Source organism: Sphingobium sp. Z007, from assembly GCF_900013425.1.
Lineage (GTDB): Bacteria > Pseudomonadota > Alphaproteobacteria > Sphingomonadales > Sphingomonadaceae > Sphingobium.
Window position 1 is genome coordinate 821,217 of sequence record NZ_FBXK01000005.1, and the last position, 25,784, is coordinate 847,000.

A 25,784-nucleotide genomic window follows, 5' to 3' on the forward strand; every position below is an offset into this window, starting at 1 on the left:
AGTGCGCCGTGGGTAGCGGGCGGCGCAGCAGCGTCATTCCAGTTCGTGGAAGGGCCGGATCTCGATTTCGCTCGGCCCCGGCATGGGATTGGGGCAGCGCTTCACCCAGGCGAGGGCCTCGTCCATGTCCTTGACCTCCCAGATCCAGAAGCCCGCAAGCAATTCGCGCGGCTGGGCGAAGGGGCCGTCGATGACATTGCGGTCGGCTCCGTCAAAGGTGACGCGCTTGCCTCTACAGGAGGGGGTGAGGCCGTCTGCCATCACTAATATCCCGGCATCGCGCAAAGCATCATTGAAGCGGCCCATGGCGGCCATCATCGCGTCCGTTTCGGGCGAGGGGTGATAACCTCTTTCGCTGTCTTCGGTCGCCTTCACCAGCACCATCACGCGCATCGCCTGTTTCCTTGCCGGGCGTTGGAACGATGGTACAGTTCTTCGTGAATTATCGTTCTGGCGCAAATGGATTTGATAGCGACGAGGTGGCGGCATGCCGGGATGCCGGCGGTTTGATCAAACGTCAGATGATGCAAAAGACGATGACCGTCGCGTGATTGCCGCCTGCGCCGGATCAGGCCAAAAGGACATAGGCCGCCCCGATCGCGGCGCAGGCGCCCAGCACCGGCAACATCCCGATCTTGAAGCGGAACAGCGCGATCATCGCGCCGATATACAGCAACAGTGCGGGAACATTGACGCTCCGCAGCACCGGCAGGTCGACGACGCCGATCCGCTGGACCTGACCGAATAATGTGTGGATGGCGAACCACAGAGCAAGGTTCAATATCACCCCGACGACCGCGGCGGTGATCGCCGTCAACGCCGCCGACAGCGCGCGATTGCCGCGCAATCGCTCGATAAACGGCGCGCCCGCGAAAATCCACAGGAAGCAAGGCAGGAAGGTCACCCATGTTGTCAAAATCGCGCCAAGCGTCGCGGCCAGCAGCGGAGGCATCGTGCCGGCATCCCGGAACGCAGCCAGGAAGCCTACAAATTGCGTCACCATGATGAGCGGTCCGGGCGTCGTTTCCGCCATGCCGAGGCCATCCAGCATTTCGCCCGGCTGCAACCAGCCCAGGCTGCCCACGGCCTCCCGCGCGACATAGGCCAGCACGGCATAGGCGCCGCCAAAGGTGACCACGGCCATCTGGCTGAAGAAAGTGGCGATCCGGGTGAAAACATGGTCCGGCCCCAGGGTCAGGAACAGGCCCAGCACCGGCCCCAGCCATAGGATCAGCAGGATCGAGGATATGCGCAGCGACCATCCCAGATGCGGCCTGGCATGATCGGGCAATTGTTCGCCCAGCGCCGTGTCGCGATCATGAACCGGCGCGCCATGGGCCGGACCATGGCCGCCGCCGCCCTGGAATTGCGCGATGCCGCTGCGTCCGCCGACATAGCCGATGCAGCCCGCAATCAGGATGATGAGGGGGAAGGGCGCGGCCAGGAAGAAGATCGCGATGAACGCCGCGAGCGCGATGCCGCGCATGACGTTGTTGCGCAGCGCGCGAGACCCCACCCGGACCACGGCATGGATGACGACGGCCAGCACCGCCGCTTTCAATCCGAAGAACAATCCTTCGATCAGCGGCGAATGGCCCATCAGCACATAGATATAGCTGAGCGCCAATATAGCGAGAAAACCGGGCAGCACGAACAACGCCCCGGCGATCAGCCCGCCCCTGGTCTTGTGCAGCAGCCAGCCAATATAGATGGCCAGTTGCTGCGCTTCGGGACCGGGCAGCAGCATGCAGTAATTGAGCGCATGCAGGAAACGCTCTTCACCGATCCATTTCTTCTCCTCCACCAGGATGCGGTGCATCACCGCGATCTGCCCGGCCGGGCCACCGAAACTGAGCGCCGCGATCCGCGCCCAGACGCCGGTGGCTTCCCGCAGGGCAATGCCGTGATCGCGTGGCGAGCCGATGGATGCGGTGCTGGCGATCCTGGTGGTCATGACGCATCCTTCCAGGTGCTGAAATAGGCGTGAAACTGGTACAGGGCTTCGCCGGCAAGCGCGAGGCGTTGGATATTGTGGTCACCCACGCGCATATGCGCAATAGCGTCGCACCGATGTCGGTCCCCGCGCAGCACCAAAGTTCCAGCATCGCCCCGTGCGACAGGAACTTTGTTCACGCCCGACACTATAGTCCGGTGCCGACTGTCTCGCGGCGATAGATATTGGACATAGGAGAGATTGGAGCCGATTGCTGACGACTATAACGGGGTTCCGCTTTTTAGGCTCAAACGGGATCGCATGTCAGGATAGGACCAGCAGGGGAGATGGACAAATGGCGCACTATCCCGTTGATCGACTGATCGTCGTGCCCGACGATATCGACCTTACCCGATCGCCGCTGCGTTCGTCGTTGCAGGCCGACACTTTCGTTCTGGGCGCGTTCAATCCGGGCATGACGCGGCTGCCCAACGGCAATCTGCTGCTGATGGTGCGGATCGCCGAAGCCCTGTCCGCGCCCATTGAGGGCGACATGATCCGCGCGATCCGCTGGGAGGCGGGGCGCTATGTGTTGGATGCATGGCCGATCGATGCCGTCGAAACCGCCGACCCGCGCACGTTCATGCTCAAGGGGCAGGACTGGCATGTGATCGCCTTGACATCCCTATCCTGGCTGCTGCCGGTGGAACTGTCGCCCGATGGCCTGCATGTGATCGCCTGGCATTATGACCGCGTCATCGCGCCGGCCGCGGATAGCCAATGCTATGGCGTTGAGGATGCGCGGATCAGCCGGATCGATGGCCGCTACTGGATGACCACATGCTCGGTCAGCCCAGAGCGCCAGGCCACCACGCTCTACAGCTCCCCCAATGCTCTGGATTGGCGATGCGAAGGGCTGGTGCTCGATCATCAGAACAAGGATATGTTGTTGTTCGAAGGGCTGATCGCTGGCCGCTACTGGGCGCAGACCAGGCCGTTGGGCGATCTCTTTTTCGCCTATCCGCCCGGCAGTGCCTGGCGCGCGGGGCCTTCCATCAACCTTGCGACATCGCCCGATGGTCTGCACTGGAAACCCCATGATCGTCCCGGTATTCGCCCGCGCGCCGATACCGAGGCGACAGCGCGCATCGGTGGCGGGGCGCCGCCGATCCTGACCGACGAAGGCTGGCTCAGCCTTTGGCACGGAGTAGCGCCCAATGATGGCGTCGGCGCTTATCGCACCTACTGGTCTATCCTGGATCGAGACGATCCCAGCCGTGTCATGCGCACCGACCACCGGCCTCTGCTCGAAGCGGCACCCTGGCTGACGGCGCCGCTGGCGCACCAGATGTATCTCCACGATATCGTGTTCACGACGGGTATCGTCGATGCGGGCGATCATTATATCGTGGCGTCTGGCGAGGCTGACCTGGCCTGTCGGATAACCTATGTTAAACATGACCGGTTCAGTCCAATTTAATCGTCAAACAGACGGCGAAATGTTGCGTCGCGGCAACTAATGAGGGGCCCGCGCGTTAAGCGCCATAACCGGATTTCATCGCGCGCGGCGCGACGCGGCCCAGCAGGATGACAGTCGATGAAGCATAGTCCATTGGATTCGCTCGCCTCCGTTCCCGCGCCTCAGCACATCGCCCTCATCGGCAACTCGATGCCGCGGCGCTGCGGAATTGCGACGTTTACGACCCATTGCCGCGATGCGTTGCGGGCCGCCTTTCCGGCCATGCGGATAGACAGCTATGCGATGGACGATGGCGCCGATGGCATCGTCTATCCCGACGGCATCCATGCCATCGCGCGGAACGATCAAGCCGCCTATGCCGAAGCCGCTTGCAGGATCGAGGATAGCGGGGCGCAGGCGATCTGGCTCCAGCATGAATTCGGCATATTCGGTGGCCCGGCGGGGGACATGATCCTGCATCTCCTCGACCGGACCCGGCTGCCGTCGATCCTGACGCTTCATACTATTTCGGAAAGCGCAACGCCGGACGAACATCGCGTCATGGTCGCGCTGTTGCGGCGGGCGAGCAAGATCATGGTGATGGCGGGGCAGGGGCGAACCATCCTGATCGAGCACTATGGCGTGGATGAATCCCTCATCGCGGTCATCCCCCATGGCGTGCCTGACCGCCCCTATGTCGATCCCGCTAAGATCAAGCCCGACTTTGGCTGGGAGGGGCACCGGATTATCCTCACCTTCGGCCTGCTTGCCCCCGACAAGGGCATTGATCACATGATTCGGGCGATGCCTGCTATTGTGCAGGCGCATCCTGACGCGCTGTATGTCGTGCTGGGCGCCACCCACCCGAACCTTGTCCGTGAACAGGGCGAAAGCCTGCGTGAAGGCCTCGCTGCACTGGCGCAGGAACTGGGCGTAGGCGACCAGGTCCGCTTTATCGATCGTTATGTCGAGCAGGAAGAATTACTCGACTATCTTCAGGCCGCCGACATCTACGTCACCCCTTATGTCAATCCGGCGCAGATCGTGTCAGGAACGCTCAGTTATGCGATTGGCATGGGCAAGCCCGTGCTTGCCACGCCCTATGTCCAGGCGCAGGAAATCCTGTCGGAAGACCGCGGCGTGGTGGTGCCGTTCCGGGATGCCGAGGCTTTGGCCACGCAGATTATCGGCTTATTATCGGATCAGGCGTTGCTGGGTGGCTATGCCAAGCGCGCCTATGCCTATGGACGCAAGATGATCTGGAGCGAACTGGCGCGCAATGTCGGTAATCTGATGGTTGACGCCGTCTTTGCCCATCCCGATCCACAAAGTCCCCGTCGCAGCTACGCCGTCCTCGCGCCCGATCCATCGGCCGTTCTTCGGATGAGTGACGCGACCGGCATATTCCAGCATGGCATTCTTACCATCCCCGATCGCAATCATGGCTATTGCATCGACGACAACGCCCGCGCCCTGATCCTGATGGTCGCAATCGAGACGATGGACGAAGGCCTTCGTGACCGATGGATGACGACATACGCCAGTTTCGTCCAGCACGCCTGGAATCCCGATCGCGGCCGGTTTCGCAATTTCATGGGGTTCGACCGGCAATGGTGCGAGGAAGAAGGGTCGGAGGACAGTTGCGGCCGCGCCCTATGGGCCTTGGGCGTCACCATGCGCGACGCCCCCTTTGCTGCGCATCGCGAATGGGCGGCGCATTTGTTCGACGCGGCGATCGGTCCCATGGGTGCGGTCACATCGCCGCGTGCGCAGGCCTTCGTCATTCTTGGCGCTGGGGCCGTGCTGGACACCGATCCCCGTCATCAACACGCTTTGGCCGTGATGACGCAATTTGCAGATCGGATCGCAGCCTTGTTGGATGCCGCGCGCACCCCCGAATGGACATGGTTCGAACCGGTTCTCGCCTATGATAATGCGCGTTTGCCCGAAGCCCTTCTCGTGGCCGGACGGCATTTGGGGCGGGCCGATCTGGTTGATCGGGGTCTGCTCACGCTAGAATGGATAGCTGGCGAGCAGCGAACGCCGGAGGGGTATTTTCGGCCGGTGGGTTCGGCAAGTTTCGGCCGGGCCTATCGACCTCCGTTGCCGTTTGACCAACAGCCGCTTGAGGCACAGGCGACCATCGATGCCGCTATCGCCGCCTGGGATGTCGATCCCGACAAGCGATGGGTGACTTTGGCTGAAACCGCCTATCGCTGGTTCCTGGGGCAGAACGACCTCGACACCCCACTTGCAACGCCGGCGGGCGGTGGTTGCTATGACGGCCTGACTCCGCTGGGCCCTAATCGTAACCAGGGGGCGGAATCGCTTATTGCGTTGCAATTGGCATCCTGCGCGATGAACAGGCTTTCCCAACGCCTGGCAGACGTGGCACAGAGGGGAACGAGAGAGAGACCCACCTCTGTCGCCTGATTTGTTCGACGCACGGGATATTGTTTTTGCAAAAAATTGACGCGTTGCCGCTTCGATTGACAGCCGATGCGACGCGTGTCGTCGTGCGGCCCTTTCACCTTGGCTGGCAGACCCAGGGCGGGGCGCCCAGCCGCACCCAGCGCATCACCGACGCGGTGCTCGCGCTCACCGAGGCGGAGGTCAAAGCCCAGCTCACCCATGTCCTGATCGGGTTCGAAGCGCGCCATTGGCAGACACGACGGGTGTTCATGACCCGTTTCGCCGAGATCGCGCGGCTCCTGAAATTGGACGACCGTGCCATCAGCGACGCGCGATGTCAGTTGATCGGTGCCTATTTCTGTCATGAATATAGCTATGCGGCCGCTGCGCTGATGAACCCCAGTGTCGTCCCGCATCCAGACCAGAGCGGGATCGCCAAAGGGTGCCAGCGCATCGTCATTTCCCTGCGGGCGGTGGGGGAGGGGCATATCAGCTCGATCGCCTTTCGCGAGGGTATCATCACGGAGAATGGCGACCTGCACCTGGCGCCGGAGCCGCCCTTTGCGACGGCTGCGGATGCGCTGGGCGACGAGGAGCGCGAACAATCCGGCCCTGTAACGATCTTCCGCCACCCTGACAGCACCTTGTCGGGAACTGTCATCTTCCCGATTACCGCGGCTCAAGCCAACGGGCTTGAAGATCTGCGCCTGGTGAAGTTCACGCATGACGACGGATCGATCGAATGGCTCGGCACCTACACCGCCTATAATGGTCGCCAGATACAGTCCGAGATGATGCGGACCAGCGATTTTCGTAGCTTTGCGCTATGTCCGCTAACCGGCAGCGCCGCGCGTAACAAGGGCATGGCGCTGTTCCCGCGCAAGGTGAACGGCCGATACATGATGATCGGGCGGCAGGATGGCGAAAATCTCTTCCTGATCCAGTCCGACAGCCTGACCGACTGGGGCGAGGGAGAGAAAATCCTGATGCCTCATTATCTTTGGGAACTGGTTCAGATCGGCAATTGCGGTTCCCCCATCGAACTGGACGAAGGCTGGTTGCTGCTGACCCACGGCGTCGGCGCGATGCGGGAATATTCCATTGGCGCTGTCCTTCTCGACAAGGCCGATCCTTCCAAGGTGCTGCGCCGCTCCGTCGAACCTATCCTGGCCGCCGTGGATAGCGAAAGGGAAGGCTATGTGCCCAATGTCGTCTATACCTGCGGCGCGACGCGCATCGGCAAGATGATCTTCATGCCCTATGGCGTGGCTGACAGTTCCGTCGCATTTGCGTTCATTCCCGTCGACGAGATGCTCTCTTTGATGGTTTGAGCGATGTGATCTGACGTCGCGATGTCGTGGCTGGCAATTTGGTCCGGGCATGGGTGCGGACAATCGTGTCGATGACGCGACGGGACATATCTCGCGCCCGCCGATGAAACCATTTCTTCGATCATGCTTTGAGCACATCGCGACAAGGCCATGGCCGACCCGCGATACGATCAGTCAGGAAGGTTCACCTCCCCCATGCTTATTCGCGCCGGTTATGACATTGCGCTTGAGGCGTATGCGCCAACGCCATTGGTCACGATGCTGCATGTCCGGCCTTCTAGACTGGCTGATTTGCGAACGCCGCACTTGGTTACCAATGATAAATCCCTTGCGATCACCGATTATCGCGATGCCTTTGGCAATATCTGTTCACGGATGGTTCTGCCCGGTGGCGTCACGACCATCTCCTGCGACTTCACGATCGAAGACACCGGCGATATCGACCGTCAAAATCCCGCGGCGGTGCAGCATGACGTTGCCGATCTGCCCGCCGACATTCTCACTTACCTCTTCGCTAGCCGCTATTGCGATACCGATCTTCTGTCCAACGAAGCATGGTGGCTGTTTGGACATGTCCCGCCCGGCTGGCAGCGGGTCCAGGCGATCGTCGATTTCGTGCATGGCCACCTGACCTATGGCTATCAATATGCGCGGGCCACCCGAACGGCGTCGGAAGCCTATTATGAGCGGGTCGGCGTGTGCCGCGATTTCGCGCATCTCGCGGTGGCGCTTTGCCGGTGCCTGAACATTCCGGCGCGCTATTGCAGTGGCTATCTGGGCGACATCGGGATCGATCCGGTCGATACCGCGATGGATTTTCATGCCTGGTTCGAGGTGTATCTGGGTGGCGAATGGTATAGTTTCGACGCCCGTCATCGGGTGCCCCGGATCGGGCGCATACTGATGGCCTGCGGCAGGGATGCCGCCGATACGGCGCTGACGACGGCCTTTGGATCGGTGCGCCTCGTCCGCTTCAACGTCCATACCGACGAAGTGTCGGATGTCGGAGGCATTGGCGCGCAACCGATGCGGTGGGCGGCATGACTAAGGCCTGCGATCGACGTGGCCATTTATGACCCTAAATCTACCTTGCCATATTCATCCCGCAAGGCGCAGTCGGCAAAGGCACCCGGTGATGACCGGGGGGAGTTAACAGATGCCGCCTGAGACCTTTCGCCCGCCCTGGTGTCGATTGGATCGGATGGTGCCAAGCCTTAAGGGCGACATAATAGGCACTTGCTGGTGAATGGGGATATGATCGTACAAGGTGCAGGAACGCTTAGCGAGACGATCGAAAGCCATGACTGGTCGAAAAGCGCGCTTGGCCCAAAGGCGGATTGGCCGACGCACCTCAAGACGGCGGTTTCCCTGGTGTTGGACGCGCCCTTGCCCATGGCTTTGCTGTGGGGCGAGGAAGGGGCGCTGATCTATAATGACGGCTATGCCGTGGTCGCTGGTCCCAGGCATCCGCATATATTGGGAACGCCCGTACGGGACGCGTGGCCGGAGGCGTACGCGTTCAACGACAATGTCATGCGTCGGTGTCTGGCGGGCGAAAGCCTGACCTATGTGCGGCAGGCGTTGACGCTTTACCGCAGCGGAACGCCTGAGCAGGTCTTCATGGACCTGACCTATACGCCGGTCCGGGATGAAAGCGGCTTGCCCGCCGGCGTGCTGGCGATCGTCATAGACACCACTCAGGCCGTTCTTGCCGAGGGTGAATTACGGTCTGAAACGCAGGCGCTGGAGATGCTCAATCAGACCGGCGCGGCGCTGGCTGCGGAACTGGAGTTGGAACCTCTGGTCCAGATGGTGACCGATGCGGGCGTGACGCTGACCGGCGCGGAATTTGGCGCCTATTTTCACAATATCATGGATGAGACCGGCGAACGCCTGCACCTTTTCACGCTGTCTGGAGCAGAGCGCGCGGCGTTTGAAGGCTTGGGTCGTCCCCGGCCGACAGCCATTTTCGGGCCGACGTTCCGCAATGAAGGCGTCATTAGATCGGATGATATCCTGGCCGATCCGCGTTATGGGCGTAATGCACCCTATCAAGGCATGCCGCCGGGACATTTGCCGGTCCGCAGTTACCTCGCCGTCCCGGTCGCTTCCCGGTCGGGCGAAGTGCTGGGTGGTCTGCTCTTTGGCCACTCCGATCCGGGCCGTTTTACAGAACGCCACCAGATGCTGATTGTTGGCGTTGCCGCGCAGGCGGCGGTGGCGATCGACAATGCGCGGCTCTTCGCGGCGGTCCAGGACGCCAATGAGACGCTGGAACTGCGGGTGGCGGAGCGCACGGAGGAGCTGACCAAGGCCTATGAGGCGTTGCAGCAGGCGCAAAAGATGGAGGCGCTGGGCCAGCTTACCGGCGGTATGGCGCATGACTTCAATAATCTGCTCACGGTCATCCTTGGCTCGACCGATCTGCTCAAGCGCCCTGGGCTGACTCATGAGCGGCGTGAACGCTATATCGACGCCATCGCCCAGACCGCCGAGCGCGCCACCAAATTGACAAGTCAGCTACTGGCCTTTGCGCGGCGATCGTCGCTCACCCCCAGCATTTTCGACCTTGGCGACCGGATTCGCGGGCTGAATGACATGATGGCCATGCTGGCGGGTTCCTTCATCACCGTCGAACTCCATTTGCCCGAAACGATTTGCTGCGTGAACGCTGATGTCAGCCAGTTCGAAGCCGCGATCGTCAACATGGCGATCAACGCCAGGGACGCCATGGAGCAGCACGGTTCGCTGTCGATCATCGTCGAACGGGTGCAGCATATTCCTGCGGTGCGCGGTCACCTGGAACGCGAAGGCGATTATGTCGCCATCTCCATCGTTGATTCCGGCTGTGGTATCCCGCCGGAAAATATCGATCATATTTTCGAGCCGTTCTTCACCTCGAAGGCGGTGGGGCATGGCACGGGGCTGGGCCTTTCTCAGGTGTTCGGCTTCGCCAAACAGTCGGGAGGCGACATCATCGCCACCAGCCGACTGGGAGAAGGCTCCACCTTCACCCTCTACCTTCCTCGCGAGGGCGATGAAACCCAGGCGGACATTGCGCCCAACATAGATAAGTTGGCCGGTAGCGGGTTGTTCAGGATATTAATCGTCGAGGACAATGAAGAGGTCGGCATGTTCGCTGCGGCGGCGCTTGGCGATCTGGGACATGACAGTGTGCGAGCGCGGGATGGCGAGGAAGCGCTGGCTATCCTGAACAGTGGCGACCCGCGGTTCGACGTCGTATTTTCCGACGTCATGATGCCCGGCATGAATGGTATCGAATTGGGGCAGCATATTCGCCATGCCTTTCCAGATATGCCTGTCCTTCTTACGAGCGGCTATAGCGAAGTCATCTCCACGCAGGGCACGCAGGGCTTTGATCTGCTGCGCAAACCCTATTCGATCGATGAACTGGCTCACGCGCTGCACAAAGTGATGGCCTGGAAGGCTCCAGCAGCGTCCTTACCCGGCTGAACGGGGCCTTGCGATCTGCGCCTTACACGCCAGCTGTGGATTGGCCATGCGGAAATGGGGCATGTTAAACTGAGGCTGAACAGCAAATTTAACTTAAGCTGGCAGAACCTGCCGGACGTCCAAATAAGGGAAAGTCTGGTGACCCCTACGGGCACCCGACAGTCATGGCAAGGTATTGATTTAACGTCGGTTCTCGCTCCCGACGGCCGTGTCCCGTTACGTGGTGTAACAGCGTCACCGTTGGGGCGTGAAGCGGAGGGAGCGTAGCGACCGGAGCTTCATGCCCCAACGGTGGCATGGCTTCTGTCTAGGCGGCCATCGCCAATCTTCGGTAGAGTTCGGGTTGCGAAACCAATGAACCTATCGGAGACGACGATGACCACAGACAGAATGGCCCTTATCGAGCTGGTTGAAAAGGGCGCTGATGCAGATCTCGTTCGCGAGATGTTGGCATTTGCCGCTGAGCGAATGATGGAAGCTGAAGTGCAGGTGCTGACTGGTGCCGCGCATGGCGCTCGCGACCCTGCCGGGCGACAGGTCCAGCGCAACGGCTATCGAGAGCGTTCCTGGGAGACCAGGGCCGGCCACATCGAACTGGAGATCCCGCGGCTACGCAAGGGATCGTATTTCCCATCCTTCCTTGAACCCCGTCGGACTGCCGAGAAGGCCCTGACGGCGGTGATCCAGGAAGCCTATGTCCAGGGCATTTCGACGCGATCGGTCGATAATCTCGTGAAGGCCATGGGCGCTACGGGCATCTCCAAGAGCGCCGTCAGCCGACTGATCCAAGAGATCGACGAACGGGTTAACGCTTTCCTCAACAGGCCAATCGAGGGCGAATTCCCTTATCTGTGGCTCGATGCGACCTACATCAAATCGCGCCAGGGTGGCCGGATTGTGTCGACCGCGACGATAATAGCTGTCGGTGTCAGCAACGATGGCCGCCGCGAGATACTGGGCGTCGACACCGGGCCAACCGAGGCCGAAACCTTCTGGAAGGGCTTCTTGCGCTCTCTTGCCGATCGCGGGCTCAGGGGCGTCAAACTTGTCATTGCAGACGATCACAAGGGCCTACGCGCCGCTGCCAGCAAGGTCTTCCACGCAACCCAGCAACGCTGTCGGATTCATTGGATGCGCAATGCGCTCGCCCATGTTTCCACTAAGCAGCGTGCCGCCGTCACCGCCATGATCAAGACAATTTTCGCGCAGGAAACTGCTCAGGAGGCTCATAAGCAATGGCAAACAGTCGCCGATGCCCTGCGTGATCGCGCTCCCAAACTTGCTGAGATGATGGATGGCTCCCGCGAAGACGTCCTCGCCTACACAGCCTTCCCGAAAGAACATTGGCCGCAGATTTCCAGCACAAATCCCCTGGAACGTCTCAACGGAGAGATCAAACGAAGGTCCGACGTTGTCGGCATCTTTCCCAATGACGCGGCCATTGTACGCCTCGTCGGAGCCCTCATGCTCGAACAGCAGGACGAATGGGCCGTGGCTCGCCGATATATGACACTTGAAAGTCTCGCCACCGTCAGCGACAATCCCCTCATCAGTTTGCCCGGCGTGGCAGCCTGATCCAGTCCGATCCTCTACCGAGGATACCCGCTGTTACACCATCCCGCGGGACACGATCCTCCCGACCCACAATTAATACCATCACAAGTGCCATCTGTCCATTAGGATCGCATGGGCTCGTATGACATTGTTGGGAGATAGCGCTTCATCTCCGGATGTGCCGGAAACACCTGATCTGCGCCATATCGTCTGCACGGAAAGCCGCAATGTGGCTACCCTGTCGACATGAAAGCCCTCGACGGCACCGTCGATCCGCTCCGGATGACCCATCAAGGACACTCACGGCTGATGGGATGAACGGAGCCGATGTCGGACCAGTATCATCTATCACTGCGCCAACAAGGCGCGAAAGCGGCACCAATTATTCAGATATCGGGTGTTAGAACAGAGATATGCGCCGTCTTTTTCCCTCTTCTCTGCTCTTTTTTGCCCTAACCGCAGCCCTGTTTGTTCTCCAGATGATTCCTTTCATCGGAATATTTCTGATGTTCCTGCTGGCGATGTTCTGGTCCGTCCTGCTCATCAATGCAGGCATGATCGGGATTGCCGTCGAGGCGACGATCGGTCGAGTCTCGCGCTGGTGGCTGGTGGTGCCACTGGTCTTCTATGGCGGTTACTGGGCGGTGGCCGCGCAGGACTATATGATGATGCGCCAATTGGGCGCGGCCTATGATGCGGCAAATGCGAAGGTCACGACTGGGTTCAATCCCATTCGGCAAGCGCTGGCATTCGATGGGGACGGCAGAAATGACGACGGCACCTGGCTGACGCAGAATTACGGCCTGCCGGTCGCCTATTCGGCCAACAGCAATTTTCAGGAACGTTTTCTTTCGCACCGCATGATGGACAAGGAGATTCGCGCGAAAGTGCGTGAGACCCCCGCGCTCCGCGCCGCCTTCGTAAACGTTTTCGGTTTCCACGACGGCGATGCGATTCTTGGCCGCAAGATGGAAAGCCGGTTTTGCACACTGTCCATGCCGGAGCGCCCGACATTGCCGCTGGTGCGGGTTTCGCGCACGGAAACGAAAGGCCATGAAACCAGCTTGCCGATCACACGCGTCACCACCACGATTACCATGCCGAATGGCCGACAACTCAAGTTGCTAGGCGGCCATGCCGCACCGCTCGGCTGGATTCCTATGCCGATCATGGGCTGTGGTCTCAACTCCGGCGCGCCGTCATGGGATTGCGACGCTGGCTTCTGGCGCAAGGGCTTCACCCCTATCGTGTCGGGCGACACCCGCTACAGCCGCGACAGTGCAGTCCTTGCACGCGCGCTCGGTCTCAAGCGCGTCTCAATAACCGAGCGCCGAGGCGGCGATACGGCGTTGGCGCTCGCGAAGTTGGCAAAGGTCGAGCAGGCCACGCTCGCACGTCAACTCGCCGCTATCGATGTGATGATAACCGATCCGCTGGCCAAGGCGGATTGGCAAGTCGGCGTTGTCTCCAACCATCCAGAAGTGCTGGAGTCCCGCGCCGATGCGATCATGGCAGGGTTGGAACGTGCGGTCGCGGTAGAGGGCAATGATCGCGGGTGGGCAAGGGAGAGCGGGCGTATTCTCGGCGGCTTGCTCGCACGGTTGCCTAAGGCGCGTCTTGCCGGTTTCGGCCCGCGCATCCTCGCCGTCTATGGACAGGCGGGCGAAGAGCATTGGCTATGGGATACAGAACCCCTTCTGAGGCGGGTGGGGGATCTCGGCCCAGAGGCGCTGCCCTATCTCCTCAACCGGCGTGCCTCAACTTCTTCGGTCAATAACGCGGGGATCGAGGGACTTTGCCGGATTGGTCCTGCTGCGCGCGAAGGGGCCGAACCGGTGCTGCTCGACAGGTGGCGGCGCACTGACCGTTTCGACCGCGATGAGCGCGCGGCGCTTTATGTGGCGATGCGCCGGATCGGCATTACACCACCACCGCTGCCTACCGATGGCAAAAAGGACCAGTTGGCCGAGCTTCAGGCGCAATGGGCGGATATTTCTCCGGCTTCGCCGCCCCGAGTGTGCGCGGTCCGCGCCGAACGGCAAGCCCGGCGTGAGGAGCAATTTGACGGCAAGCGCCGAACAAACTTGGAGTGAAGCGGATAAGGCCGCGCCCATCGGATGAGCCTAAGATGGCGGCTATATTAGATAAGCCGGAAAAAACATGGTGTCCGCACAGCATCACGGTGACCGGCTTTGGCCGATTTCGGAATGTCGGCTCACCGGAGGGTAAGAAGGCATAGCCGCCGGTCCTCTCTGGGGCAGGCGACACGATCGTAGGCGGCAATAGCTGCCTGTCGCCCATTGGCCAAGGTGCGACCTCTGTCCCTATCGATTCAATCATGCCAACGTCAGCCCAACGATCCAAGCGTGACCGCGCGTTCGATCCTGCTATGGCCGAGGCGGGCAGTGTTCAATCATGGCGTGGCCCAAGTAGGAGAAGATGCATGCTTTTTCACACGATGGTGGGGTCGAACGACATCGACCGGGCGAAGCGCTTTTACGACACGGTGCTCGGCACCCTCGGAGTTGGGGAGGCGACGATCAACGTGGCCGACAGTGGCCACACGCGCCTGATCTACAACAGTGGAAATGGGGCCAATTTCATTGTCACCCAGCCCATCAATGACGAACCGGCATCCGTCGCGAATGGCAGCACCGTTGCTTTTTCATGCGATTCGCCAGAACAGGTGAAGCAGTTTCATGATGTTGCAGTCGCCAATGGTGGCACGTCGATCGAGGTAGCGCCCGGTCCTCGCGAAACAGCGTCTATGGGTACGATCGTACTCGCGTACTTCCGCGATCCAGATGGAAACAAGCTATGCGGCATCCACTTCCCCAAATAACCCTGCTTTGCATCGTTTAGCCTGAGTCAGCTGCCCGCCAATGCTTTGGTGGGGCAGCTGGGCGCTCTCTTCCCGTTCCATTTTTCGTCCGAAGGTGGATAATCCGTTCACTGCAAGGCCGTAGCGATTTAGGCGGGCGATATGCCCTCGATGGGTGATGGGGTGGACGCCCCCCGACGGTATCGATGTGCCAAAGTGGAGGTGTTGAACACCACTTGAGGGAGGCGTCCATGTCAGAAGTTAGCATAATCAGGTTGGATATCGCCAAGCATGTTTTTCATGCGCACGGTGTAGATGTGTCGGGCCATGTGCTTCTTCGCAAGAAGATCAGCCGAGCGAAGCTGTTGCCGTTTTTCGCAGCACAGCCGCGTTGCCAGGTAGTTCTGGAAGCATGCGGCGGCGCGCATCACTGGGCGCGCGAGTTGCTCAAGCTGGGCCATGATGTGCGGTTGATTGCGCCGGCCTATGTGAAGCCGTTCGTGAAGCGTCAGAAGAACGATGCGGCCGATGCCGAGGCGATCTGCGAGGCGGCCCAGCGACCAAGCATGCGGTTCGTGCCGGTGAAGACAGAGGAGCAGCAGGCGGCGGCAATGGTGTTCCGGGGCCGTGACCTGTTGGTGCGGCAGCGGACCCAGATCAGCAATGCCCTGCGCGGCCATATGACCGAGTATGGCTGGATCGCGCCCAAGGGGCTGGCCCATCTGGAAAAGCTTGCCGCGCTGCTCGCCGATCCATTGGCTGTTCCCCAGGGCGTGCGATCGGTCTGCATGCTTCTGCTCGACAGCCTGGCGATGCTCGACCGGCAGATCGCCGCACTCGACAAGGAGATTGTGCGCCGTTCGCGCGAAGATGCTCTCGCACGCCGGCTCATGACGATCCCGGGCATCGGTCCGATCACGGCAACTGCCATCCTGGCGCTTGCGCCGCCGTCGGGCACCTTCGCCAAGGGACGTGACTTTGCCGCATGGGTCGGCCTCACGCCGCGGCAGCACTCGACGGGCGGCAAGCAGAAGCTGGGTTCGATCTCAAAGATGGGCGAGCGAACGCTCAGGCGGTTGCTGATCATCGGCAGCAGCGCCGTGGTGTTGCAGGCGAGCAAGCGGGGCGCGCCCAAGGGATCATGGCTGGAGCAGATGATGGCGCGCAAGCCACGCATGCTCGTAACAGTGGCGCTCGCTAACAAGACAGCGCGCATCGTCTGGGCGCTCATGATGAAGAATGAGGATTACACTGCTCCGGTCGCAGCGGCGGCGTAAGCCAAAGCGGACCAGAGGTCGTCGGGGCGTAAGTCGGTCGAAGGAGGGTATGGCACAACAGTCGGCGAGACGGGGTCGGAAGAACCAGGGCTAACCACCGTGCTTCATCAGCACGCTTAGGGTGATGTGGTTCCGATCCGCGAACTCCCATACGGGCCCGCAGCCTTCATCGCTGCATCAGAGGCCTGTCAATCGGCGTGCAAACGGGACCCCTTATCGGCGCGCAAAAGGGACCCCCTGTCAGGATGGCGGAACGTTGATGTGACGGGCTTCCTTGCGCTGCGCGCGGCGTAGGGAGGGCGTAGCCCGACCGGAGGCGCGCGCAGCGCAAAACATCTTCTAATTGATCGCTGCTGGGGCGGATCAGCTGCGGTTTTTGAAGCGCCAGCTGTCATTGCCGGTCTCGACAATGTCGCAATGATGGGTGACGCGATCGAGGAGCGCGGTTGTCATCTTGGGATCGCCGAACACGGTGGGCCACTCGCCAAAGGCGAGGTTGGTGGTGATGATGACACTGGTCTGCTCATAGAGTTTGCTGATCAGGTGGAACAGCAACTGGCCGCCCGATCGAGCGAACGGCAGATACCCCAGTTCATCGAGCACGATGAGATCGAGGCGGGATAGCTGGGCGGCGAGAGCGCCACTCTTGCCGATCCTGGCCTCCTCTTCGAGGCGGGTCACCAGATCGACCGTGTTGAAGTAGCGGCCTCGGGCGCCGGAGCGCACTACATTGGCGGTGATGGCGATGGCTAGATGGGTCTTTCCTGTGCCTGTGCCGCCGACCAGGACGATATTGCGCCGTGCGGGCAGGAACGCGCCGCTGTGCAATGAACGCACAAGCCCCTCGTTGATCGGGGTACCCTCGAACCGGAAGGCATCGATGTCCTTCACGACTGGCAGCTTGGCAGCGGCCATCCGGTATCGGATCGACGCGGCATGACGATGCGTCGCCTCCGCTCGCAGGAGATCGGTCAGTATCTCCATGGTGGTGCGCTGGCGCTGAAGGCCGGTGGTGACGGCATCGTCGAACGCGCCCGCCATGCCCTTGAGTCCAAGCCCGCGCATGGCCTCGATCATATCATGCCGCTGCATCGAAGGTCCTTAGCTGGTCGTAACGGGCACAGTCGGCGATCGGGGGATGGCGCAAGGCGCTATCCTCGGAGGTGATGATCGTCAGCGGACGCGGAGGCTCCCGGCGTCTTGCCAGGATGTTGAGGATCAGGTCGTCGCTCGCCGTGCCCGTCGCCAGTGCCTCACGCACAGCGGTTTCGACAGGCTCCAGGCCATCGGTCAGTACGGCCGACAGTACACGGACGAACCGGCGATCGGCATCGTCGCCATTACCCAGCTTGCGGCGCAGGCGGGCCAGCGCCGGTGGCAGATCCCAGTCCTGGAAGGGGGCACCGTTCCGCAGCGCGCCAGGCTTGCGGGCCAGCACTGGCAGATAATGCCAGGGATCATAGATCGTGCGGTTGCGGCCGAAGTAGCGCGGATGTTCAGCGACAACCTCTTCGCCGCAGCGAACGACAATACGATCGGCATAGGCCCGGACCTGCACGGTGCGTCGCGACACCGTCGAGAGGACTGAGTAGCGGTTGCGGTCGAAGCTGATCAGGCAGGTGCCGGTCACGGCATGCTCGCTCTCATTGAAGCCGTCGAACGGTCCCAGCATCGGCTGCAGCGCAGATCGTTCGATCTCCAGCATCTGCGCCACGGTCAGATCTCCCTGTTCAGGATGGGGCTGCCGTTCCGCCCAGCGCCGACACTCTGCCTCCAGCCAGCCATTGAGCTCTTCGAGACTGGCGAACCGCAACCGGGGCTGGAAGAAGCGACCCCGGATCGTCTGCACCTGGTTCTCGACCTGACCCTTCTCCCATCCCGCCGCAGGCGAGCAGGCCGTGGGCTCGACCATATAATGGTCGGTCATGATCAGGAACCGCCGGTTGAAGACGCGTTCCTTGCCGGTGAACACGCTCGTCACAGCCGTCTTCATATTATCGTAGATGCCGCGCCCTGGCACGCCGCCGAAGAAGGCAAAGCCGCGCGCATGCGCGTCGAACAGCATCTCCTGGCTCTCGCGAGGATAGGCCCGGACATAGACCCCACGTGACGCGCACAGGCGCATATGCGCGACCTTCACCCGCATCGGCGCTCCTGCGATCTCGACATCCTCATGGCTCCAGTCGAACTGGTAGGCCTCGCCTGGCCTGAACATCAGCGGGATGAAGGCGGTGACGCCATCGCCAGCATCCTTGCGCCGCTCGATCTTCCAGCGCGTCGCATAGCGCCGCACCGCATCGTAAGAACCCTCAAAGCCTTCTCGCACCAGCAGGTCATGGATCCGCGTCATCCGCAGCCGGTCACGCCTGCCGCGCAGCTCGTTCTCTTCCAGCAGCGTGTTCAGGCGCTCCTGGAACGGACCGATCCTGGGCAGCGGCTGAACCTTGCGCTGATAATCAAAGGCGCCCTCCGGCGCTCGGACCGCTTTGCGGATGACCTTCCGCGACACATGCAGATCCCGTGCGATCGCCTTGATCGCCTTGCCTCCGGCATACTCGCGCCGGATCCGTAAAACTGTCTCCAAAACCAACATCCCGATCTCGCCGCCTGAAAATCCAGCCGGCTGCTTAAACCATCGAAATGAGGGGTCCCTTTTAGACGCCGATCACCCCGCTAACGGGGTTCTTTTTGCACGCCGATCCACAGCCATTGGGGACGACACGTGGCTGTCGGCGTCACTGTCGCCCGCGACGAATTGGCACCATCGATTGTTATCGCCGCCATCCCCTGCTCAGGCACGAACCCTGCCTCGGGGTAGTGAAACCAACGATAATGCAGGCGCTGCCCCTTGTCTGTGTCGTGGCTTTGCCCCGCGTCTATCGTCAATGGCTTGCCGACTTCTGCATCCAGTAAAATGGGGGCAGTGCCTCCAATTCCATTAACGATTGCGACCGGGTGGTGATTGACAGGTGTGGCCCCGCCAAGCGTCCAGTTCATGCGTGCGGCAAAATCATTCTGATAGGCCGTGCGCCAGCGCCAGATCGTCGCTTGATCCGAAACATAGCTCTTGCCGTCAATACCAGCGACCGTATCGGCGGAGGTGGTGCGCGCGAAAGAGTCGCCTCCCTGCGTCCAGATTGCGTGATCCTCGCCATAGGGTTGTCGCCAGACATACCGTCCCCCCCAGCCGCCCCAGCTTGGATTGTCAGCACTCGCCAGTCCATTACGGGTGAGGCCGAGAAAGGCTGGGGTGTCGCCTTCCATTATGAACAGGAACTCGGGATAGTGTTTTCCGAACGGGCCTTTGCGGATGTGACTATCCAACCAGGCATTGGTGATGGTGCTGCCATCGGCCCCCGCACCGTTTCGATAAAAGACGTCGCCACTGATGCCCGTCCAGGTTGCTGTACTGTAGTTGCCGCCATCTGGCGTCGAAGGATGGACGATATAGAACAGGTTGGGGAATTGCCGGCGGATCCATGGCCCGGCATCGTCCTGATCCGAAATCGAATAAACGCGCAGTTTCGCGATAAATGCGTCAAGGTCGGCCTGCGAGCGTGTTGACCGAACTTCGCTCAGCGCCTGGGCAAGTGTGTTGGCGCCACCCCAGATGCTGATCCATAGTGGTCGCGGATCCGGTCGATCTGCGGCGCGGATAATGGCTTCGGCACCGGGCGACGTCTTGTCTTTGCCCACGGATGCCATGCCGTAACCCGGCTGCCCCGACGTCACGATTGAAGCGAGGGCTTGCGCTTCCGGCCAGCCTAGCGCGTTCCGCAACAGGTTGGGCCGCACTTCGCCATATGCGCCGATGATCGCTCGCATCGTTTGCGGGTTGGTGGTCGTTTTAAGCTAGGTCGAGGTGCAAGCAATTATCGATTCGATGTCGATTTCGTTCGAATAGAGGAGCAGACGTATCAGCGACATCTGGTCGTCCGGTTCGTTTCCGATGTCGCTCAATACCACGAGGCGCTGTTTGTCAGACGTGCTTTCGATTTTTGTCGGAGGACTAGCCTGGGCGTTTATCGCGGTTCCGGCTGCTACCAGGATACCAAAAAAAGCTGTCTTGAGTGCCTCAAGTGACATTTGGATTCTTTCGATCGCGTTTTGCAGTGGTTTTATGCCGATTGTCGATTTGGAAGTCCAACTGCACATGGCTAGGGTCAGGCCAACGGCCCGGCCTACTGGATAAATGGCGTTATGTACGGCAATCACATGAACACCGCCGCCCCAGGGGGGCGCGCTTGCCGTAGGCGGCCATATCGGCACCGAAGCCCTGACGGAAAACCCTGTTCATGAGGTTGTCGTGTACTTTTGCAATCCGACAGTGATTGTCGGACAGTCGGGCGGGCAATATGCCGCACAACGCTGTGCGCGGCCGGATCACTGTGGAATTGCGGGACGACTGCCTGAGATTCATGTGTTTTGCGACACCCTGAATCGACAGCATGGACAAATTACCGTTCCCTAACTAAGCAACACACCCGAAAGCTGGTAAAACAGCTTTCATGATCGCGCCGGTGCCCCGTGAGGGGCTTAAAAGGGAATGCGGTGCGGGTGACTTGTCACTCAAATCCGCAGCTGTCCCTGCAACTGTAAGCGGCGAGCGCGATGCACATGTGCGGACGGGAGTACCCGAGCCGCCAGCCACTGGGCCGGATGCTAAATCCTGCGAGGCCTGGGAAGGCCGTGCATCAAGCTTTGACCCGTGAGCCAGGAGACCTGCCAGCGCACCGGTCGCTCTTGCCTTGGTCCAGGGGATGGTCACGGCACGGTAATTCTCCGTCTGAGCGACGAAGCTATGCGGCGGGGCCGCACGGTTGCTTGGCAACGGGCGCTTTTTGGCGTCCGCTCGTCGTCGCGCGCCGACCGGAGTATGCCGGTACGCCCCACCGCTCACGTTGCTCGTGCGCCAAGGGGGAATACCATGAAGACCATAGTTACATCCGTGATAGCGCTTGCAGTGGCCGCACCAGCCTATGCGCAGTCAGCTTCCACTGATTCCAACCAAGACCAGATCGTCGTCACCGCCAGTCGTTCGGGCGATGGCGTCAAGGTAAGCCAACTCGGTGCCTCCGTAACTATCCTTGACGCACAGGCTCTCGAAACACGCCAAACCCGCGTCGTGTCGGACATCCTGCGCGACGTACCCGGTGTGGCTGTGAGCCGCACGGGCGCGATTGGTGGCCTGACCCAGCTTCGCTTGCGCGGTAGCGAAGGCAATCAGGTTCTCGTCCTTATCGACGGGATCGAAGCTGCCGATCCCTATTATGGTGAATATGATTTCGGCACGCTGATCGCTGACCCGGAAGCGCGCATCGAAGTGCTTCGCGGCCAGCAATCCTCGCTTTACGGCTCTGACGCCATCGGCGGCGTGATCCATTACATGACCCTGTCGGGTGCCGAAGCTCCCGGCTTTACCGCCCGTTTGGAAGGCGGTTCTTTCAACACCTACACCGGCAGTGCCCGCGCTGCCGGTGTATCGGGCGATCTCGATTATGCCGTTTCGTCTTCCTATTATCACACAGGAGGGACCCCTACCGCACGCAATGGTTCACGCGATGTCGGATCGGATAGCCTTGGCCTCAGCGCGAAGCTGATTTGGACACCAAGAGACAATCTCAAGATCACAGGTGTCGGCCGCTACAGCTATACCGACGCCGATACCAATGACAGCGAGAGCAACTCGGCCAGTTCGCTGTTCGGCTACACCGTCGACAGTCCTGGTGTGCATTACAGGAACAAAGCCTTTTACGGTCTGGTCAGCGTCGAACACACAGCCCTCGACGGCCGATGGACCAATATCCTTTCAGGGCAGATCGCAGATACGACGCGCGACGGTTATACCGCCGCAGGCTTCGATTATGGCGACAAGGGCCAGCGCTATAAGGGATCGTTTACCAGTAGCCTGCGCTTTGGAACCGATACAGTTGTTCATCGAGTGACCGCAGCGGTTGATGTCGAGCGCGAGCAGTTCCAGAACACCACGCCATCCCCCTTCGTTTTTGAGGGCAAACGGCACACCGATAATGTTGGCCTGGTCGGGCAGTATGAATTGCTGGTCAACAATGCCCTGTCGCTCGGTGGCTCCATCCGCCGGGACGAGAATAACCGATTTGACGACGTGACGACATGGCGAGTCCAGGGCAGCTATGCCTTTGCCGCCGGCACCCGCGTTCGCGGTGCCTTTGGTACGGGCGTCAAGAACCCAGGCTATTACGAACTCTACGGCTATTCCGACGGCAAATATATCGGCAATCCGAACCTCAAGCCCGAAAAATCAGAAGGCTGGGAAGCCGGGATCGAGCAGACGATCGGTGGCAACTCGACAATCGGCGTGACCTACTTCGACAGCCGGTTGAAGGACGAGATATACACGACCTATCCTGCGCCGGCCTATATCGCGACGCCAGGCAATAGGGCGACAGAGTCAAAGCAACACGGCATCGAAGCGTTCGTCAGCGCGCGGCCAATCCCGCAACTTCGCTTGGACGCGGCCTACACCTATCTCAAAGCCCGCGAGAATGGGATCGTCGAAGTGCGCCGTCCTAAGCATATCGCCAGCTTCAATGCGACGGTGTTCTCAAAGGATGAGCGTTTCTCCGGCACGCTGACACTGCGCTACAATGGTCGACAGAGCGACGTGGCTTATACCGATCCCAGCTATATTCCCGTGCGCGTGTCGCTCCGCGAATACGTTTTGATGAACGTCAACGTAGAATATAAGCTGACTTCCAGGATCGCGGTGTTTGGCCGCGTCGAAAATCTGCTCAATGAGAACTATGAGGAAGTGTTCAGCTTCGCAACGCCGGGCCGTGCGGCCTATGGCGGCGTGCGCGTCCACTTCTGATGAAAAGGGTCGGCATCCTGGTGGTGGTGTTGATGGCCGTACTGCCAATTTCTGTTGGCAGCGCGGCCCATCCCCCGGCTTCTCCCGCTCAGACATTACCCGCACCGGCTCAGCCAGGGCGGGTAATGTCGATGAATCAATGCACCGACCAACTGGTGCTGGCATTGTTGCCGCCTGAGCGCATCGCCTCGGTCACTTGGTTGTCTCGCAATCCCGGTGGATCGCTGATGGCAGACCAGGCCAAGCGGGTAGGCGTCAATCATGGTCTGGCAGAGGAAATCATCCGCCAAAAGCCGGACCTTGTCGTCGCGGGCAGCTTCACCACACCGGCGACACGGGGTCTGCTCAAGCGTCTGGGCTTTCCGATGATCGAAGTCGGCGCTGCAAATAATTTCGCCGAAATTCGAACGATCACCCGACAGGTAGCGATGGCCGTAGGCGAGCAAGCCCGGGGAGAAGCATTGATTGTGCGTATGGATGCGCAACTGAACGCTATTCCCAAAGGCCCCAGGCGGCCAATTCGTGTCGCGGCTTGGGACGGATCGGGATTCAATGCCGCGAGGGGGACGCTCTATGATGCGATCCTCCACGCCGCAGGCGCTGAGAATGTGGCGAACCAACCACCAGCGTTAACCTACGGCGCGCCGGATGCCGAAGTGCTGCTAAAGACGGCTCCCGCGCTTCTGGTACAGGGCATGCCGACCGACGAAAAACCGGGCCTTCGCGCCAATCTGGCGCGGCACCCCTTGGTCCGCCAATATTGGGCGGGAGCTCGGACAGTCCATATAAGGCAAGCCTGGTATATTTGCGGCACCCCGATGGTCGGGGATGCCGTTCTGGCGCTGCAAGGCCAGCTTCGCACTGCCATGGCGGACATCAAATCGCCTTTGCCCTTTGCTGTTCGAAAGGCGACAAAATGAAGCGCTGGCTCATCCCCATTTTGCTTGCGTTGCTCCTGTTCGCTGTGGCTGCATCGCTTCTGGCTGGAACGGTTTGGCTTAGGCCCCACGACGTTGCCAAGGCGCTTGCCCACCGGCAGGATGACCTAACTGGCCTGATCCTGACGCAAATCCGCCTGCCGCGTGTCATATTAGCTATCATGGTGGGTGCCATATTGGGCCTGTCAGGGGCCGTTCTTCAGGGACTGCTGCGCAATCCGTTGGCCGAGCCTGGGACGCTTGGCGTATCGGCGGGCGCGGCGCTGGGGGCGGTTATCGCCATCTATTATGGTTTTGCGACCAGCTTCATTCTTGCAACGCCGCTGTTTGGGCTGGTGGGCGGTTTCATCACCGCAGGGCTGGCGATGATATTGTCGCGCAATGGCGGAACGCTATCGTTGATCTTGGCGGGTGCGGCGGTCTCCAGCATATCTGGCGCGGGCGTCAGCCTCGCGCTCAATCTCTCACCCAATCCCTACGCCGCTTATGAGATCATGACCTGGCTGATGGGATCGTTGACCGATCGCAGTTGGGACCATGTTCGGCTTGCAGCACCGTTCATCGCTGTTGGTGGCGCCCTGCTGCTCCTCACCGGTCGAGGCCTCGATGCACTGGCGCTGGGAGAGACTCAGGCCGAAAGTCTGGGTATCCATGTTGGGCGCACGCGCTTGTTGGCACTGTTCGGTACGGCGCTGGGCGTCGGCGCCGCAACGGCCGTGGCGGGCATGGTAGGCTTTGTCGGCCTGATCGCGCCGCATGTGGTGCGTCCATTGGTCGGGCATAGACCGGGCAAGGTTCTGCTGCCTGCCGCGCTGGTTGGAGCAACTCTGGTCGTATTGGCCGATATCGCAACCCGGCTGCTCATATTCGGCATCCCGATCAATCTGGGCGTCTTCATCAGCGTGATCGGCGCGCCCTTTTTCTTGTGGCTGATCCTGCATGTCCGGAGCCGTACCGCATGAGCGCGTTGACCCTAGAGCATATATCCGTCCGGAGGGCAGGGCAGACCGTGTTGGACGGGGTGGATGTAACCTTTCAAGCAGGACGCCTCACAGCCGTGATCGGCCCCAATGGCGCGGGCAAAAGCACTTTGCTGGATGTCGCTGCGGGCCTGCTCAAGCCACAAGGCGGGGCTGTACGAATGGGCGGCGAGAATCTGACTGCAATCGGCAGGCGCGCGCTTGCCCAGCGGCGTGCTTACCTTCCGCAGCGAGCCGTCGTGGACTGGCCCATCAGCGTGGAGCGCGTCGTCGCTTTGGGCCTGACGCCATCGCTGCCGACCTTCGGCGCCCTGCCCGCCGCAATGCAGCCTGCCATCGATAAAGCGCTTTTGGATTGCGACCTCATGAACTTGAGGGATCGACCTGCAACGCGACTATCAGGCGGCGAACTGGCGCGCGCGATGCTCGCGCGAGCCATCGTTAGCGACCCGGAACTCTTGATCGTTGACGAGCCTACCGCTGGCCTCGATCCGCGTCACGCGGTCGACGCAACCCGGCGCTTGCGGGCCCGCGCGGATGCGGGCCGCACCGTGGTGATGGCGATCCATGACCTCGATCTGGCCCTGCGCTTTGCCGACGAAATCGTTGCGGTGCGCGAGGGTCGCATATTGGGCAGCGGCCCAGTGGCCGAAATCATGACTGAGCCTCTGCTATCCCGGCTCTACGATATCGATGTCCGACTGGTGCGCGATCCAACCGGTCTATTCGTCCGCTTCATCGACTAAAGGTGAATA

General features: G+C 60.7%; 19 protein-coding genes, 1 pseudogene and 1 riboswitch. Of the genes and pseudogenes, 14 read left to right on the top strand and 6 right to left on the bottom strand.

Annotated elements, in window-relative coordinates:
* Positions 1-33: 33 nt before the first annotated feature.
* Positions 34-393, bottom strand: a complete 360-nt coding sequence (locus tag CEQ44_RS11955) for a YciI family protein (RefSeq protein ID WP_088184374.1) — start codon at positions 391-393, stop codon at positions 34-36.
* A 29-nt stretch (positions 394-422) separates the two neighbouring features.
* Here CEQ44_RS11955 and CEQ44_RS25085 point away from each other — a divergent pair, with 29 nt between their 5' ends.
* The gene (locus tag CEQ44_RS25085; RefSeq protein ID WP_254913821.1) at positions 423-551 is read left to right on the top strand and encodes a hypothetical protein; all 129 of its coding nucleotides are present in this window, start codon (positions 423-425) and stop codon (positions 549-551) included.
* A gap of 17 nt (positions 552-568) precedes the next feature.
* Here CEQ44_RS25085 and chrA read toward each other — a convergent pair whose 3' ends face one another.
* Positions 569-1,954, bottom strand: a complete 1,386-nt coding sequence (chrA, locus tag CEQ44_RS11960) for a chromate efflux transporter (RefSeq protein ID WP_088184375.1) — start codon at positions 1,952-1,954, stop codon at positions 569-571.
* Positions 1,955-2,288: 334 nt separating this feature from the next.
* On the opposite strand from chrA, the gene CEQ44_RS11965 reads away from it, so the two are divergent.
* The 9 genes from CEQ44_RS11965 (at position 2,289) to CEQ44_RS12005 (ending at position 16,261) form a co-directional block, all read left to right on the top strand.
* Positions 2,289-3,413 (top strand): glycosidase, encoded by a 1,125-nt coding sequence (locus CEQ44_RS11965; RefSeq protein WP_088184376.1) that lies wholly within the window; start codon positions 2,289-2,291, stop codon positions 3,411-3,413.
* 117 nt (positions 3,414-3,530) lie between these two features.
* Complete coding sequence (locus tag CEQ44_RS11970; RefSeq protein WP_088184377.1) at positions 3,531-5,825, top strand: glycosyltransferase family 4 protein; 2,295 nt, start codon at positions 3,531-3,533, stop codon at positions 5,823-5,825.
* Positions 5,826-5,881: 56 nt separating this feature from the next.
* Positions 5,882-7,135 (top strand): glycoside hydrolase family 130 protein, encoded by a 1,254-nt coding sequence (locus CEQ44_RS11975; RefSeq protein WP_254913822.1) that lies wholly within the window; start codon positions 5,882-5,884, stop codon positions 7,133-7,135.
* Between the two features lie 195 nt (positions 7,136-7,330).
* Entirely contained in the window at positions 7,331-8,179 is an 849-nt protein-coding gene (locus CEQ44_RS11980; protein WP_088184378.1) for a transglutaminase family protein, read from the top strand.
* A 210-nt stretch (positions 8,180-8,389) separates the two neighbouring features.
* Entirely contained in the window at positions 8,390-10,609 is a 2,220-nt protein-coding gene (locus tag CEQ44_RS11985; RefSeq protein WP_140419346.1) for an ATP-binding protein, read from the top strand.
* Between the two features lie 375 nt (positions 10,610-10,984).
* Entirely contained in the window at positions 10,985-12,184 is a 1,200-nt protein-coding gene (locus tag CEQ44_RS11990) for an IS256 family transposase (protein ID WP_037542386.1), read from the top strand.
* A 392-nt stretch (positions 12,185-12,576) separates the two neighbouring features.
* Positions 12,577-14,256, top strand: coding sequence for a hypothetical protein (locus tag CEQ44_RS11995; protein WP_088185358.1), 1,680 nt, complete (start codon positions 12,577-12,579; stop codon positions 14,254-14,256).
* Between the two features lie 350 nt (positions 14,257-14,606).
* Complete coding sequence (locus tag CEQ44_RS12000; RefSeq protein WP_056688298.1) at positions 14,607-15,005, top strand: VOC family protein; 399 nt, start codon at positions 14,607-14,609, stop codon at positions 15,003-15,005.
* Between the two features lie 230 nt (positions 15,006-15,235).
* Positions 15,236-16,261, top strand: coding sequence for an IS110 family transposase (locus CEQ44_RS12005; protein WP_088201811.1), 1,026 nt, complete (start codon positions 15,236-15,238; stop codon positions 16,259-16,261).
* Positions 16,262-16,624: 363 nt separating this feature from the next.
* On the opposite strand, the gene istB is transcribed toward CEQ44_RS12005, so the two are convergent.
* The 4 genes and pseudogenes from istB to CEQ44_RS12020 form a co-directional block, all read right to left on the bottom strand.
* Positions 16,625-17,353: an IS21-like element helper ATPase IstB gene (istB, locus tag CEQ44_RS12010; RefSeq protein WP_011950770.1), complete on the bottom strand. Its 729-nt coding sequence runs from the start codon at positions 17,351-17,353 to the stop codon at positions 16,625-16,627.
* A complete protein-coding gene (gene istA / locus CEQ44_RS12015; RefSeq protein ID WP_088201813.1) occupies positions 17,340-18,854 on the bottom strand; it encodes an IS21 family transposase in 1,515 nt (504 codons plus the stop codon). The genes istB and istA overlap by 14 nt, the downstream gene beginning before the upstream one ends.
* 80 nt (positions 18,855-18,934) lie before the next feature.
* Positions 18,935-19,258 carry a hypothetical protein gene (locus CEQ44_RS25390; RefSeq protein ID WP_373444137.1) on the bottom strand — a complete coding sequence of 108 codons (324 nt, stop codon included), beginning with the start codon at positions 19,256-19,258 and terminating at the stop codon, positions 18,935-18,937.
* A gap of 186 nt (positions 19,259-19,444) precedes the next feature.
* A pseudogene (locus CEQ44_RS12020) lies at positions 19,445-20,416 on the bottom strand (DUF1593 domain-containing protein); the annotation flags it as partial.
* 346 nt (positions 20,417-20,762) lie between these two features.
* A riboswitch (cobalamin riboswitch) is annotated at positions 20,763-21,006 on the top strand.
* On the opposite strand from CEQ44_RS12020, the gene CEQ44_RS12030 reads away from it, so the two are divergent.
* From CEQ44_RS12030 to CEQ44_RS12045, 4 genes are all read left to right on the top strand, one after another.
* Positions 20,970-23,111, top strand: coding sequence for a TonB-dependent siderophore receptor (locus CEQ44_RS12030; protein WP_254913720.1), 2,142 nt, complete (start codon positions 20,970-20,972; stop codon positions 23,109-23,111). (Overlaps the previous riboswitch by 37 nt.)
* Positions 23,111-24,031: an ABC transporter substrate-binding protein gene (locus CEQ44_RS12035; RefSeq protein WP_088182793.1), complete on the top strand. Its 921-nt coding sequence runs from the start codon at positions 23,111-23,113 to the stop codon at positions 24,029-24,031. Before CEQ44_RS12030 ends, CEQ44_RS12035 begins: the two co-directional genes overlap by 1 nt.
* A complete protein-coding gene (locus CEQ44_RS12040) occupies positions 24,028-25,011 on the top strand; it encodes an iron ABC transporter permease (RefSeq protein ID WP_088182792.1) in 984 nt (327 codons plus the stop codon). Before CEQ44_RS12035 ends, CEQ44_RS12040 begins: the two co-directional genes overlap by 4 nt.
* Positions 25,008-25,775: an ABC transporter ATP-binding protein gene (locus tag CEQ44_RS12045; RefSeq protein WP_088182791.1), complete on the top strand. Its 768-nt coding sequence runs from the start codon at positions 25,008-25,010 to the stop codon at positions 25,773-25,775. The genes CEQ44_RS12040 and CEQ44_RS12045 overlap by 4 nt, the downstream gene beginning before the upstream one ends.
* Positions 25,776-25,784: the final 9 nt, after the last annotated feature.

Excerpts from the sequence above, each read along its gene's own strand:
- CEQ44_RS11955 (WP_088184374.1), bottom strand. The coding sequence starts at position 393 with ATGCGCGTGATGGTGCTGGTGAAGGCGACCGAAGACAGCGAAAGAGGT.
- CEQ44_RS25085 (WP_254913821.1), top strand. The coding sequence starts at position 423 with ATGGTACAGTTCTTCGTGAATTATCGTTCTGGCGCAAATGGATTTGAT.
- chrA (WP_088184375.1), bottom strand. The coding sequence starts at position 1,954 with ATGACCACCAGGATCGCCAGCACCGCATCCATCGGCTCGCCACGCGAT.
- CEQ44_RS11965 (WP_088184376.1), top strand. The coding sequence starts at position 2,289 with ATGGCGCACTATCCCGTTGATCGACTGATCGTCGTGCCCGACGATATC.
- CEQ44_RS11970 (WP_088184377.1), top strand. The coding sequence starts at position 3,531 with ATGAAGCATAGTCCATTGGATTCGCTCGCCTCCGTTCCCGCGCCTCAG.
- CEQ44_RS11980 (WP_088184378.1), top strand. The coding sequence starts at position 7,331 with ATGCTTATTCGCGCCGGTTATGACATTGCGCTTGAGGCGTATGCGCCA.
- CEQ44_RS11985 (WP_140419346.1), top strand. The coding sequence starts at position 8,390 with ATGATCGTACAAGGTGCAGGAACGCTTAGCGAGACGATCGAAAGCCAT.
- CEQ44_RS11990 (WP_037542386.1), top strand. The coding sequence starts at position 10,985 with ATGACCACAGACAGAATGGCCCTTATCGAGCTGGTTGAAAAGGGCGCT.
- CEQ44_RS11995 (WP_088185358.1), top strand. The coding sequence starts at position 12,577 with ATGCGCCGTCTTTTTCCCTCTTCTCTGCTCTTTTTTGCCCTAACCGCA.
- CEQ44_RS12000 (WP_056688298.1), top strand. The coding sequence starts at position 14,607 with ATGCTTTTTCACACGATGGTGGGGTCGAACGACATCGACCGGGCGAAG.
- CEQ44_RS12005 (WP_088201811.1), top strand. The coding sequence starts at position 15,236 with ATGTCAGAAGTTAGCATAATCAGGTTGGATATCGCCAAGCATGTTTTT.
- istB (WP_011950770.1), bottom strand. The coding sequence starts at position 17,353 with ATGCAGCGGCATGATATGATCGAGGCCATGCGCGGGCTTGGACTCAAG.
- istA (WP_088201813.1), bottom strand. The coding sequence starts at position 18,854 with ATGTTGGTTTTGGAGACAGTTTTACGGATCCGGCGCGAGTATGCCGGA.
- CEQ44_RS25390 (WP_373444137.1), bottom strand. The coding sequence starts at position 19,258 with ATGAACTGGACGCTTGGCGGGGCCACACCTGTCAATCACCACCCGGTC.
- CEQ44_RS12035 (WP_088182793.1), top strand. The coding sequence starts at position 23,111 with ATGAAAAGGGTCGGCATCCTGGTGGTGGTGTTGATGGCCGTACTGCCA.
- CEQ44_RS12040 (WP_088182792.1), top strand. The coding sequence starts at position 24,028 with ATGAAGCGCTGGCTCATCCCCATTTTGCTTGCGTTGCTCCTGTTCGCT.
- CEQ44_RS12045 (WP_088182791.1), top strand. The coding sequence starts at position 25,008 with ATGAGCGCGTTGACCCTAGAGCATATATCCGTCCGGAGGGCAGGGCAG.